The organism is Sphingobacterium sp. UGAL515B_05 (genome assembly GCF_033097525.1).
GTDB lineage: Bacteria > Bacteroidota > Bacteroidia > Sphingobacteriales > Sphingobacteriaceae > Sphingobacterium.
This window is the reverse complement of the sequence record NZ_CP109907.1, coordinates 4,561,392-4,575,200: the sequence shown is the minus strand read 5'-3', so window position 1 is coordinate 4,575,200 and position 13,809 is coordinate 4,561,392. Positions and strand designations below refer to the sequence as shown.

General features: G+C 42.5%; 8 protein-coding genes. 2 read left to right on the top strand and 6 right to left on the bottom strand.

Annotated elements, in window-relative coordinates; genetic code table 11:
- Window positions 1-15 precede the first annotated feature (15 nt).
- The 6 genes from OK025_RS18760 to OK025_RS18735 all read right to left on the bottom strand — a co-directional run bounded on the left by OK025_RS18760 (window position 16) and on the right by OK025_RS18735 (window position 8,530).
- The gene (locus tag OK025_RS18760; RefSeq protein ID WP_317666087.1) at window positions 16-2,481 is read right to left on the bottom strand and encodes a glycoside hydrolase family 9 protein; all 2,466 of its coding nucleotides are present in this window, start codon (window positions 2,479-2,481) and stop codon (window positions 16-18) included.
- Between the two features lie 4 nt (window positions 2,482-2,485).
- Window positions 2,486-3,412, bottom strand: coding sequence for a ThuA domain-containing protein (locus OK025_RS18755; protein ID WP_317666086.1), 927 nt, complete (start codon window positions 3,410-3,412; stop codon window positions 2,486-2,488).
- Entirely contained in the window at window positions 3,402-3,866 is a 465-nt protein-coding gene (locus tag OK025_RS18750) for a hypothetical protein (protein ID WP_317666085.1), read from the bottom strand. Before OK025_RS18750 ends, OK025_RS18755 begins: the two co-directional genes overlap by 11 nt.
- Before the next feature lie 65 nt (window positions 3,867-3,931).
- Window positions 3,932-5,584 carry a DUF6377 domain-containing protein gene (locus OK025_RS18745; protein WP_317666084.1) on the bottom strand — a complete coding sequence of 551 codons (1,653 nt, stop codon included), beginning with the start codon at window positions 5,582-5,584 and terminating at the stop codon, window positions 3,932-3,934.
- Between the two features lie 257 nt (window positions 5,585-5,841).
- Window positions 5,842-7,053 carry an alginate lyase family protein gene (locus OK025_RS18740; protein WP_317666083.1) on the bottom strand — a complete coding sequence of 404 codons (1,212 nt, stop codon included), beginning with the start codon at window positions 7,051-7,053 and terminating at the stop codon, window positions 5,842-5,844.
- Window positions 7,054-7,075: 22 nt separating this feature from the next.
- On the bottom strand, window positions 7,076-8,530 hold the full coding sequence (locus OK025_RS18735) for a glycoside hydrolase family 30 protein (protein ID WP_317666082.1): 1,455 nt from the start codon (window positions 8,528-8,530) through the stop codon (window positions 7,076-7,078).
- Between the two features lie 617 nt (window positions 8,531-9,147).
- On the opposite strand from OK025_RS18735, the gene OK025_RS18730 reads away from it, so the two are divergent.
- Entirely contained in the window at window positions 9,148-10,572 is a 1,425-nt protein-coding gene (locus OK025_RS18730; protein WP_317666080.1) for a DUF5125 domain-containing protein, read from the top strand.
- 22 nt (window positions 10,573-10,594) lie between these two features.
- A complete protein-coding gene (locus tag OK025_RS18725) occupies window positions 10,595-13,807 on the top strand; it encodes a TonB-dependent receptor (RefSeq protein ID WP_317666078.1) in 3,213 nt (1,070 codons plus the stop codon).
- Window positions 13,808-13,809: the final 2 nt, after the last annotated feature.

Sequence of the window (13,809 nt, the reverse complement as noted above, 5' to 3'; positions counted from 1 at the left end):
AGTAAATTAAAAAGTTTAAAATTCCGAAGTTAGTGATAGCCACTTCCCTGCTGTTGTCATCCATACCTCCTTATACGTCGCATTGTTAGCCTGTGGCCAATAAGGAACATCTTCATTGTACCGGGTTTGTATACCTACAGGCATCTCCCCCACCATTTCACCCGGAAGCGGACAATATTGCTGTGCAAAATTTGCGCCCTCACCATAAATAAGAGACTGTCCAAAAGGATTCTTACCGACGGTCCAATATAGTTGTTCACGTGCGATCTGTAGAAGCGTCTCATTTTTCAGGTATTTACCCAATATCGCTGCTGCCTTGCCCTGGCTCAAATGAATCGCCGCATTTCCCCGGAAAGAAAACCAGACAGGAAAACGCTTTAAATAATAAGATTTATCCAATTGGACACCTTGTTTGAGTTGGGCTACATAATCGTCCTTGGCTTTTGCTCCCGCAAAAAGATGCTGCCGTTGAAAACTTACTGAGTCCTGGGCTTCTTCAATATGATAGACGCCTGCAGGAGCCATGCCGTAAGGTGCTGTATACTTCATAGTTTTTGTGAGGTAACTACCATAATCAAGCAATGCCTGTTGCCATAACCTGTATTTGACATGCTGTGCTTGTCCTTCGGCGAGGGCAACAAGGGCCTGAGCATAAATTTGCTCGCGCGATTGATGGTTGGCATGCACAACGACCTTCTGCGTTCGATCTCGATAGAAAAAACCTTTTAATCCGTCCTTATCACCTAATGGTTCCTTACGCTGTGCCAATAATACCGCATCCATAAAATTAACAGCATGCTGTGCGTATGTTGTATTCCCTGTGAGCTTATACAGCTGACTGGCAGCCCAAGAAGCCGTCGCCATAAATTGACTTTCGGAAGTGCCATAGCTATGTTCCCAAAAAACGGGAAAATGATCATACCCCGTTTCCTTCCATTTGGACAGCGCAAAATCAAAATCCTCCATCGCTGTCTTTTTCAATTTTTCACTTAGTGCAGGATCTTGAACCATGCTCATGGCCGCATATGCTTCATAGGCTGAAAATAAAAAATTATCAAAAGGGCTATCATGGACACGTGCCTTCATATCATCTTTATTACCGATCAGGCCATCCGTCCAGATCACAATTCCAGCACTACTGGCCCTGTACCCTTTGCCAAGGCGGGTTTTTAAGATAAAATCTACTCCCCAAGCTGCTTCCTCCATAAGTCGCTGATATAGGGCGGTATTGCTTTTTTTAACCTTATTGGCCATTTCCAGCAGCGAGAATACCACATCTCCGGTCTGTAAGCTCTGTTGGGAAAGGTCGCCGGCATCATGCCAGCCTCCGTTATAGGCCAAACGAAGTCCATCAAAGGTCGCACCGATATCGGCATGACAGGAACCATGCTTCTCTGAAACAGGGTGGCCACAGCGTTCACAAAAAATAAAGTTGAGCACACGCCATATGGAATTTTGCCATATATTTTCACCTATCACAAAAGGTTGGGTTTCCTGCCCTTCTGTCGCAATGATATATTGCCCGAACTTTGTAAAGTCACTGAAATCTAACACATCAAATTCGCCAATACTAGTAGTTACACTTTTCTTCTTACCGGTATAAACTACAGCCCTATCTTCGGCGCGAAGTAACTTAAACAAATCATCCCCTGTTTTTTTATGCTTCAAAATCGCGGTCTTTTGTCCCTGAAGATCATACCCGGTGGATGAATAGATAATGCGTCCCTCGACGGGTTCCCAGCCCAGCATCCGTTCAGGTTTTTCGACTTCCTGTAATTCAATCCCATCGATATAAAAATTTAACGAATCCCCACTGACCCGATCTTTTCCAAAGCCGGGTACCCCAAAAGCGATACCTGTTATACGATCTCTCGGTAAGTCACCGATCTCCAAAAAACAGGTATTCCATGTCCTGTTGACCAGATTTATTTCGTGGGTTCCCTCCCGAAAATATTCGTCTGGAATTTTCTCTTTGCCATCATTGTAATAATGTAGGTTTAGATGAACATTGCGGCCGCCTTCACAATCCGGATAGATACGAAAAACGATACGATTGTATTTTTCCCAATTTTCTCCTGCCAAGTCAAATATGGCAGAAGCGCCACCATAATTCGCATAGTCTCCATCCGCAGGCGCTCCATGAGCCCATTCTTTACGGACCGTCGGAACTTGCAATTTAATAGTCCCCACACCAAACTGTCCCTCTTTCTTCGCGAAGAAAATTTTGCCAACCCCCTGTTGACGCCAACGGGCAAACTCGGTGATTCCTTTGGGTTGATATGCTCGCAGGACTTTCTTTTTCATGCCCAGATTTTCTAAAGACAATGTTGTATCCAATGGTAGTGGACGGTGCAGAATTCCGCTCTGCCAAATCGCTTCATTCAACTTCAGGTCTGAAGTGAGTTTGGGTGTCTGAGCCACAGTTCTGGTTACCATAGCGCAAGAGACCATCACAAAGAAGAGTAATTGTAGCTTATTCATACCTTTATTTTGCATTGAAAGGGGCTTTGAATTCTTTTCTAAACGTCTGTACGCCTTTGGAGGGAAAATCTTTTGGAATAGCCTGCGTCACCTTGCCTGTTACGGCCCATTCACATCCTCGCAACAAAGTAACCTGAAAGCCCGTGCATTCCATGGCATAGCGCAGTTCAGGGTCATTGCCCACATGTCCCATTACCGTCACAAATACTCTTCCTTTTCCATAGTTTACAGTCCACATCAGTGGTTCTTCACGACCTAGCCCTTGTGGACGTGTATCGTCTATGGTCGTTGCCAATACTTCCATATGTTCAGCAGGGCCGCGCAGGTATGTATAAAGTTCGTCTTTGAAATGACTCCAGACAGTAGGCAGCCCCTTTAGGATAGGATGATCTGTTGCCTTATGGGTCACATCAAAAGGATGCTGTAATCCATGATGTCCTGCGGGGCCGGGGCTGTAATCGTAGACGATTCTATTGTTTTTAAAATAAACATAGGGACCCACCGTCTCATCTCTACCATCCCAAGCACCCAGTGCTGTCATCTTGTTGTATTCGGGCCAGTCTGCCATGGGTACAATGGCTGAATGAATGACGACAAGAGCTCCTCCATTGGCCATATACTGCTCCAGATCCTGTCGGGTTTCTTGACTCCAGGTCGTCCCACCGTAATTGGAAATAATCAAGCTATAATCACGAAAGTGCGGGCGAAAAGTAGAAATATCCTGACCGTATGGTGGACTTATGGCGACATCCACATCAAAAAGCCCACTGTTTTCAAGTATTTTTTCTATGGCATCGGTACTACCCTTCCACCAGTGCGACCCATCTTGCCCCGTGACAATAAGTACTTTATGTTTTTGCTGCCCCATCAGTGTTGTCCAGCCTGAAAGAAGGGTCAGAATCAGTAGCAACACTTTCATATTATTTTTCATTATTTTTATATTCTACGCGATCAAATCGCCATTCTGTTTTTAAATTATTCCCATTTTTATCCACGGAAAATTTACCATCTTTCATATAGCGCCTGTATAATTCAAATTTTCCGTCGTTGTTCCGGTCCTCTAGGAGCAGTTCACGCTGATCAGAAAGGGTAACTTCGGAAATGTATTTTACCTCCTTTGAATAATAGCCAATGATCACGTAATAACATTTGAAAAGATCAAAATAAGGATAGTGACCATTGTCTGAAGCGAAAAGTAACACTTCTTCAAGTTCACTTGAATCGTCCATCTGCACACGTTGGCTTTTATGGAGACCAAAACCCGGTTTTTGAACCTCCGCCGGATAGCGATCCCAATTCGTTGCCTCTGTAGCCCTAAACTGTGCATATCCTGTATTTGTTATACACGAAAACAGGAATACGTAAAAAATATAGTTAATGTTCATATTCCATCTTTATAATTAATGCCCATTTTTCGCCTTGTTATTTATTTAAAAAATCGTTCTAATTCTTATGTAAATGCTCCGATCTCCTTCACGCGTCCTTCAAAATCTTCCCTTGATACACGCGATCGATTCTTCATCTTTGTCCGATAATTATAGATCGTATTAATAGAATATCCAAAAAAGTTGGCAATCTCCAGACTATCTACAATACCCAAACGAATCAAAGCAAAAATGCGCAACTCTGTATTCAGCACTTCACCTTTCTTCAAAACAATTTGTTCTTCTTTGGACAATAACGAATTTACCTGATCAACAAAATCAGGGAATAGGTTAATGAACATCCTATCAAAATTTGCAAATAATTCCTTCAATTCTTCATCTTTCAACGAGTTGTCACGTGTCATCCGGGCGAGCTCTTCGTATTGTCTTTCTTGCATTTTCTTGTTTACCATCTTCCGATAGTTATCTAACTTGGTTATATAGATTGAACACTCGCCCAAAAAATAGGCAATATACTCTTCTTTGAGGTGGTTTGCTTCCGCTACCTCCAGGTTACGACTGGCCAGTTCCTGATTCATATCATGCAGTTTACTGTTAAAGCTCGCCAGTTCCTGATTTGCATCAGCCAGCTTATTCGCATAGGCTCGTCCTTTCTTCAACTGTTTGTACACATACAGAACAGAAATCACCAGCATTACAGACAAAATGGAAACAAGCAGCAGCAGTCCTTTTAGCTGCTGACTTTTCTGTTCGTTTTTTCGCTGATATTCCCGATCAATAATGGCTTGAATGGTGAGAATCTCCGAGCTGCGAATCCGGGTATTGTAAGCTTTAATATTGTCCAATGAAAAACAGATGTAATGGTAAGCCCTATTGATATCATCCTCCTGCATTAAAATATTGGCCAATACCGAGATAGAGGCATTATCTCTGATCGCAAGCTGTATATCCGAAAGCGCGGAAAGCGCTAGATATTTTTTTTCATTTTCTACGTCTCCCTGCTCCCGGTAAATCAATGAACGATGGAATGTAACTAATGCATAACCAAGTTGGTTGGGCGACGTGAGTCTGAGGCGTTCATCGTTCACTTTTAGGGCATCCACATATTGCTTTTGCAGGCGAAACTTCTTTTCTACGATCCGTAAATGCTCTTCCGACATTGCTGGTGCCAAATTGCGTACCATATCGTTAAAATGGTTTGCTTGGGTCCAATAGCTGCTTCTGGCCTGTGTATGCTGCGTATATTTTCCCATACCAAGATAAAGCTCCCGATAGGCAATTGCATAAGGCAATCTTAGATCATTTTCCAGCGTAGCTGATTGTATACTCCCTAATAGATCAGCGGCCTCCATATGCATCCCCAACCCAACAAAAAGATTTGCCAGGGCTATCGTAGATTCATTCCACTTATTTTCGTCTTTCAGTTCTAAAGCGATAGTTCTGTTCATATTCAAATAGTGAATAGCCGAATCCGACACATAGTTTCTATATTCATTAAACAGGGCAAAGTTAAAGTGATAACCTTTGTCTGAGCTTTTCATCAATGCATTACGCTGTGCTTTCAAACCAAGTATCCGGTCTTCTTTTTGCTTAAAAAACAGATCTTTATCCTGAATTTTACGATCCAGCACTTGCAATAGCGAATCTATCCCACTTTGCGCATGGACAACAGAACTGGTTACGATACACAATACGATAGTCAACAGGTTTATTTTCATATAAATTGGTTACTAAAATCATCCAGCCATGGCCATGCCGTATGTTTAGCATTTCGATGAAAAACATATTTAAGGTGTTTATAGGTTGGATTGAATGATTAAATATAGCAATTTTACCAAATTCTATCGATTGTGTTTGTTATCTTCTTCTATTCAGAACCGAAAATAATCGGCTCATTCTCGCTAACTCTCTCTATATACGCCTGTATTTTTAGGTTTTAAAATACAGGTGTCCGCATGATCAAAAGCTGCGTATTTTAATTTATCAAATCGTCTGCTCCATACAGAAGTCGCAAGCGATCAGTCTTATCTTCCTTGGCATAACGTCGGTATAAAACCCGGTTGTATTTCTGGCTGGGATCGAGCGCTAAAACCCGAATCAGATCACGGCATATATCCTGTTGCTTGGCCTCCCAGCCACTAATCTGCTTGTAAGGCCAGCTTGCTACACTTTTCCCCAAAAATGTGGTTAGGTATTCCACCCCTTTTAGAATTGACCGTCCATCACTGGAACGTTTGCGCAGCAAATCAATACCCAATGTCTGTGCGGTTTCACATACATCCAGCATATGAGTCAGATTGTATTGCGAATAATGATAAGACAAGGTGCGCCACAGCTCATTTGGCTGTTTTCCATCGGGTTCAATCTGGGCAAAAATTCTCTTTTTAGGGAAATCTGCAATTATTTTTCGCCCTGCTTGCTCATCTCCCGAGAACAACAGATAGGTCATTAGCTGAGCGTCATAAGCTGTAGCATGGTTGTTTTTCGCGTTTCTTTCTGCTACGCCCTGTTTGCTTTCCTGCATCCAATGTGCAAATTCGCCAAACCATTGTTTTAGGCTCTTATCATCCTGAGTACTGTAGCTTGAGGATGTTTTCAGCAGCTGTATACTACTTAGCATTTCCACAAACGAATAACTGTCAATTAATCCCTCCGGTCGGCCTTTAGAGTCATCTCTACCCGGGATAAATTGGGCGTAGTCCAAATTAGGGTTCATGCGCGTATCGCTATCTAAAAACCAGGTCCGTAGTAGCAGCACCGCTTTTTTGGCATATTTTTCATCAGCGCTATAAAAAAAAGCCAGACAAAGCGTATTCAGGTCTGCACACATATTGCCCAGCACCTCGCGGTCATATTTACCTAACTCCGGATTGGACTGACCATCTTTATTCACATAGGGCAACCCATTTGTTGTAGCTGGATTAGGCCACCAGTACCTGCTTAGGCTTACATAATCGTGTTTATCTCCACTCGGCGCAATCGCTTTTTTGTGTATGACGGAATAGGCTGGTCTCAACATGGCCTCCTCCGCTTGTTGTAGCAATTTTTTATAAGCCGGGTTATAAGCCGTGGTCTCCAGACGATCTTTTACGAAGTTCATTCGTTTTTTATTCCACAGCCATTGTGCAGACAGCCCAAAGTTCATGAGGAAAAGAAAAAGTGCTGTCGTGTATATTCGTATTATCATATCTACTAGTTTTATGAGCGTGTTAGTCCCAATGATAGGAAACGACTGATTTAGGTGGTACCGTATAGGTGAATTGTGTTCTTTGATCCGAGATGGTAATGATTTTTTTCATTGCTGTTTTATTTAACAGCACCAGAGCCATCGTACCATCACTGTTCTGAAATCCCGCGTGTATAAGTCCATCGGCCGCTACAGCCTTCGTCCCAATACGTGTCGCTCCAGGTTTCACAACAGCGGAGAGGTGGCTAATAACATAGTAATGAGAGTTTCTGGAAATTGATTTATAGTTTTTACGGTCAATATCTACCGCGCCATAACAGGTTTTACACCCTCCTTCTCTCCATGGTCCCCTATCCGAATCCAGCATCAGATTCCAAACCATAACTCCGCTACACCAATTATTTACCGTCCCCAAACCTACCTCTTCCATATCTTCGATCAGACGCAAAGCAAAATCCTGTCCCTTATTCCAGGTGCCGATGGAGGTTTCGGTAAATAGAAGCCCTTTATCAGGACGGGCAGCGTGTATACGCAACAGCTCATCTCGTTTACCCCCGTAATTATGATATGCCGCACCGGCAAGATATTTCGAAGCAAGGCTATCAGCATAAATATGTAGAGGATACCCCTGTTGATCTTTCATGTTATCGTAATTATAGTTATGATCAAACGCATATATTTTTGTATGGAGACCAGCGGATGCTATCTCCGCGCCCAAGCTTTTCACAAAATCCCGCTGTTCCATCCAACCCATAAAGAGAGATGCTGAATTTTTTCGATTAAGCGGTTCATTTTGTGGCGTTATTGCATATATCTTCACCCCGTTTTCCTCAAATGCACGAATCCACTTAACAAAATACTTAGCATAATCTGTATAATAACGGGGATTTAACTGACCACTAGTCCAGGAGTTAAATGGAAGCAGATCAACGAGGTTGTTAACCTTCATCCAACGTGGGCTCGTCCATGGAGATCCAAGAATTTTGATATCGGGATTGATCTTTAAAATTTCTTTTAACACCGGTAAAACATAATGCAATTCTTCATCCTGTAAAGCAAAATGCTCCAAACCTTCCTCATCACAACAGGTATATTCACTGAGCGAAAAGTCTGAACAGCCAATGGAAATCCGTATATAACTATGACCAAAACCTTTTTGTGGGTTAAAAGTTTCGTTTAAAAAACGCTGACGATCTTTTTTCTGCATCTGCATCAAATTGTAACAGGTAGATCCCGTTATTGCGGCTCCAAAACCATCCATTTGCTGAAAACGGATCTTTGGATCTAGCACAATGGTGGTAGCGACATCTTTTTGTACCCTTGCATCGATCCGTATGCTCTTCAAATCTTGTTTTTTATCCTGCGTGGTCACATACAAGTCAACTTGGTCCTTGGCACGTCCGGGTGAGGCCTGTACAAAAGAATAAAATAGGCACGAAATCAGTAATGACAGTAAACGGCAATTGCGTTGTTTCATTTTTTAGTATTATCGAGGTTTAAAATTGATATTATTGATTGACACAGAAGTTTAAGTCAATCCGTTGCAGGCAAATTTATCATTTCAGAAACCTTCAACATATAGACCTAAGAAAAAATGAGAAAACCAGTCTTAAAAATTAACCATAACCAACTTACTACAAGCAGTTTAAAAATTATATCAAGTCAAAAAAAAGTAGATCACAGTATTTATTTTTAGCTACGACCAACAAAAAATCCACGTATTGGAATTTAGTCCAAACTATTTTATTTAAAGGTCAAACCTCACTAATCACTACTTCTTTTTCAAATCAAACAAAACACAACAACCTAAAAAACAAAACATTAAACAGAAAACAACAACAAGAAAATCTCACTTTTGTTTTAGTTCATCTCCATTTCATTTTCGAGACCATTAGTTTTGTATCATAACCGTTGCAAAATATTTTCAGGTCAACAGCACTGTCACCCGAAATACAAATAGCCAATTTTTAAACGCAAACCTAAAACGTCCATATGAGAATTAAGGAACCATAACATCCTGGAGAAGGCTGTTACTACAGCTTGTATATAGCCTAAGATAAACTGAATAAAATAACCAATCAATTAACACATGTCATGAGAAGAAAAACCGAACTTTTTCTGATACTGGGGGTATCCTCGGCTCTCTATACCTGCAAAGAAGACATCCAAATTGACACCCCGGAAATTACTTCGTACCAAACGGCCGAAGTAGCTTATTTGGGTGACAGCATTCCATTGGATATTACAATTAAGGGGGAGTATCCGATCAATACCATCAAGGCGACTTTTTTCCGGAATGGCGAACAGATCGCAGAAAGCATCATTCCAGCGAAAGAAGCCGGAAGCTACCGCAACAGATTAAAAATACCTTTTACCAAAGGAATCGCGGATGGTCCAGCAGAAATACAACTTATGGTGAAAAATAAGAATTTTAACTACAGCACAGTTATGATTCCAATTCAAGTCACCCGACCTAAATTCCCTTATTTGACACTCAAAACTGCATATGGAAATTACAGAATGGAGCCTGTACCCGGAGAATCCTATAAATACGCAGTCAGTGCAGCTTTCCCAAATACAAAACTGAACGCCTTAATTGAAGCCCCTGCTTACGGGAAAAATGGAAACACCCTTTTATTTGGCGGAACTGAGATCAGTGCTTATGCCACCGATAAAGATTCTATTCCATTTCAAATTGTTCGAGCGCCGGGCACCGTCTTTACCGTCTCATTTGATACGCGCAGTTTTGAAGGCTCCCCTTTTCTAAAACCAGCATTCGCGGGGATTGATTTTCCAAATTTCGTAAACAGTATAGCGGTCATAGAGGCCGAATTCAAACAAAATCAATCCATAAGCTTAGATGGTATACTTGATATTGCGAATTGGTGGATTGACCCAAGCTTTTTATCCAACAATGGAGATGGCTCCTACAAATTTAGGGCAACTGATGGAAAGTATCGTATAACGGCCCATCAGGCATTAAAATATTTTAAGATTGAACCTATGCAGGGGAATATGCTGGCCGATTTTGATCCTATAAGTAAAACCGGGGCTGTATGGATAAACGGTGGCATTGGAGATCAGGCAGGATCTTCACCTGTTGAACGGTTTGGTATTCCTTCGGTGACGACTAATGGAGCATTATGGAATCCCGAAAAGAATGTCGCCATGGCACCGCTTGGAAATGGTATCTATCAAATTAAACTAATCGCTGGTCAAAATCTATTTCTGAGCAATGTTTCGGGAAGTACTGCTGGTATAGCATTCTATCAAAACAGCCGGTCCTTTGACAATTACTTTGCGCTCAATTTAGTACAAACCTTATATGGTAATCCTGGACAGCCAACTTCTGCAGGAGGATCGGCACGTTTTGAGTTAAAAACTTCCAGTGGTAATCTGAGCAAAGGAGCGCCAATCATTTCGACGGGTAGCAACCGCTCATTGGGCGTAAACCGTACCTATGTATTCACTTTAGATACCAAGGTGTCTCCTGCCGCAGTAACCATTACCCTAGAATAATGAAGATCACAAAATTATGAAGATGAGCGAAAAAACAATATTTGCAACTAGCACCCGCTTTATGCACCGAAATCTGCTATCCCTCTCCCTACTTTGTGCCCCTTTTGGCTTATTTGCACAACAGGCAAAAGTATCAGGTCTTATTACGGATAGCAAAGGAAATCCGGTCTCGGGTGTCACTGTTTCTGTCAAAAACCAAACAGCAAAAACAAATACCAATGCCTCTGGACAGTATAGCATACTTGCTTCTCCCGGAAATACGCTTGTATTTACTTATGTAGGATACATTACAGAGGAACATATCCTAAAACCTGAAGAAAACACGGTCAACATCCGTTTGACAGAGAGTGCATCCAATTTGGATGAGGTTGTCGTCGTAGGCTTTGGCAAACAAAAAAAAGAAAGTCTGGTGGCCTCGATCAGCACCATCACCGCTAAAGATCTCGCGGTTACCGGACGTTCGCTGTCTAACTCCATTGCCGGGCAGGTTCCGGGCATTGTTGCAATACAGCCTTCGGGAGAACCGGGATACGATGACTCCAATTTTTGGATCCGTGGGGTAAGCTCTTTTGCTGGTGGTACTAGCCCGCTGATAATTATTGATGGTGTACCGCGCAGCAAATCCGATATGAGCAATATACCCGTAGAAGATATCGAGACGTTCTCCGTGCTTAAAGATGCTTCAGCTACAGCAGTATATGGGGCCGAGGGTGCCAACGGCGTGGTACTGATTACCACAAAACGGGGTATGCCACAAAAGACAGTTATCTCCACCGATTTACAGCATGCCATCCGTAAGCCACTACGTTTGCCCAGTTCACTGGATTCGTATCGAACCCTAAGCTTGTATAATGAAGCAACCTGGAACGAAAAAGGAAATCCAACCTCGGGCTGGTTACCAACTTACGACGATAAAACGCTGGAAAAATACGTAACAGGAGCCGACCCAGATTTATATCCAAATACCAATTGGCTGGATCTTTTAAAACCAAATACGAATGTTTCAAGATATACCATAAATTTCCGTGGCGGTGGTGATCGTGTCCGCTTTTTCACCTCAGGAGCCTACTATACGGAAGACGGTCTTTACAATTCACATACGGTCGAAAATTACAATGCGAATCTAAAATACGAACGTTTCAACCTACGCTCCAATATAGACATGGACTTGACTTCGACAACAAAAATGTCAGTCGATCTAGCAGGTTTCTTTGTTAAACAAAATGCTCCTATACAGACTGCTGATAATCTGTGGAGCATTATTACCTTGGCGCCACGTTATTTGTTTCCAATGGTCTATTCAGATGGTACTTTTGCCGAACATCCGGTCTACTCTGCTGGATCAGTTGGAACCGGGGAGCGAGCCAACCCCTACAACTTACTGAACAACATGGGGTATAGCCGAAATCAAGAAGTGACCCTACAGTCCAAAATCAACCTGACACAAGCACTGGATGTGATTACTCAAGGATTATCCTGGCGTGGAGCAGTTGGTTTCGACAACCTCTCACAGGGTCGTACCAACCGCACTAAAGAGGCAAGATCCTATTATGCCAATTCAAGGGATGCAAACGGGAATCTCGTCTTTAGCCAGATTCGTGGTGGTGCAGCACTTTCCAATCCCGCGGCAGCAGGAAGTTCGGGTGAACGCAATATCTATCTGGAAACAGCCCTGGATTACAAACATAAATTTGCGAAGCATGATGTATCGGGATTAATCCTCTATAACCAAAAGGAAAAACAATACCAAAATCGAGGCAATGGTCTTGAAATGCTTCCGTACCGTAAACAGTCTATTGTTGCCCGTGGTACCTATGGCTATGATGGACGTTACCTACTTGAAGCGAGTATGGGAATGACTGGAAGTGAGAACTTCGCCATGGGCAATCGTTGGGGTCTATTTCCTTCCATAGGTGCGGCTTGGTGGGTAAGCCACGAAAAATTTTGGGAGCCTTTGGAGCAAATCGTCAGTAAATTGAAATTTCGGGTATCATATGGTAAAACGGGAAATGATGTACTAGCAAATGATCTTTCGCGCTTCCCTTATCGAGAAAAATTGAATGAAGGAGCCGCGGGTTATAACTTTTCCTGGACCGGCGGTGCTGGTGTCGGCGATGGGCAAGGTTCGGGAAGTCCCGGTGCTGGTATTGTGGAGAGCGACTATGCTACCCCAACACTTCAGTGGGAGGAGGAAAACAAATTTAATACAGGAATTGATATTGGCTTATTCAAAAACAAGATCGATGCGACCATAGATTTCTTCTACAATGAACGTTTTGATATTCTGATGCGCCGTCGTACATTGCCAACATCTGCAGGTTTGCAGGTTGCTCCGATGCAGAATTTTGGACGCACAAACAATCGCGGACTCGATATGAATATAACCGGGACACAAAAGGTTAATGAAGTCACCTTGAGCGCCCGACTAAACTATACTTATACCAAAAACAAAGTCGTTGAGTTTGATGAAATTCCACCGTCTTATACCTATCAAGCCTACACAGGCCAAAGCATCGGCAAACCCTTCATATATATTGCCGATGGCCTATATACTCCGGATGATTTCGATATTACGGTCAACCCAGCAAATGGAGCACAAACGTACCAGCTTAAATCGGGCCTCGCAAACCCAGGTTTTGCGGTTGCTCCCGGAGACATCCGATATAAGGACCTGAACGGAGACGGTTTGATTAACAACTACGATCAAACGTACAACAATCTATTCTCTTCCAACATTACACCTGGAATAGTGTATGGTTTTGGACTTAATGCAGAATGGCATGGATTGAATATCGGTATATTTTTCCAGGGGGCGGGTCGCTTTTCGACAAATCTGTTGGGAAAAACAGAAAACTTTTTTCCGTTCGCACGTTCGGTCAACGACGCTGCGTTGCGCGAGGAAGCGATGGACCGATGGACATTTGCCGACCCTTATAACCAAAACGTGCTGTTTCCCAGATTGAGCACAGCCAACAATGGTAATAATACACGCAACAGCACCTGGTGGTACCGCGACGCGTCTTACCTCCGTCTCAAAAATATCGAACTGGGCTATACACTAAAATCAGAATTTGTCAAAAAGATGCATTTAAATACTGTCCGCTTATATGTACAGGGTGAAAATTTGAACACCTGGGATAAAGTTAAATTTTGGGATCCTGAGGTCACTGAACGTTCGGGTTCGCGTTATCCGATCAGCTCAACATGGACCTTTGGTTTAAACGTTACTTTCTAATC

Bases quoted from the DNA above. Each gene is read 5' to 3' on its own strand.
- OK025_RS18760 (WP_317666087.1), bottom strand. From the start codon at position 2,481: ATGAATAAGCTACAATTACTCTTCTTTGTGATGGTCTCTTGCGCTATG.
- OK025_RS18755 (WP_317666086.1), bottom strand. From the start codon at position 3,412: ATGAAAAATAATATGAAAGTGTTGCTACTGATTCTGACCCTTCTTTCA.
- OK025_RS18750 (WP_317666085.1), bottom strand. From the start codon at position 3,866: ATGAACATTAACTATATTTTTTACGTATTCCTGTTTTCGTGTATAACA.
- OK025_RS18745 (WP_317666084.1), bottom strand. From the start codon at position 5,584: ATGAAAATAAACCTGTTGACTATCGTATTGTGTATCGTAACCAGTTCT.
- OK025_RS18740 (WP_317666083.1), bottom strand. From the start codon at position 7,053: ATGATAATACGAATATACACGACAGCACTTTTTCTTTTCCTCATGAAC.
- OK025_RS18735 (WP_317666082.1), bottom strand. From the start codon at position 8,530: ATGAAACAACGCAATTGCCGTTTACTGTCATTACTGATTTCGTGCCTA.
- OK025_RS18730 (WP_317666080.1), top strand. From the start codon at position 9,148: ATGAGAAGAAAAACCGAACTTTTTCTGATACTGGGGGTATCCTCGGCT.
- OK025_RS18725 (WP_317666078.1), top strand. From the start codon at position 10,595: ATGAGCGAAAAAACAATATTTGCAACTAGCACCCGCTTTATGCACCGA.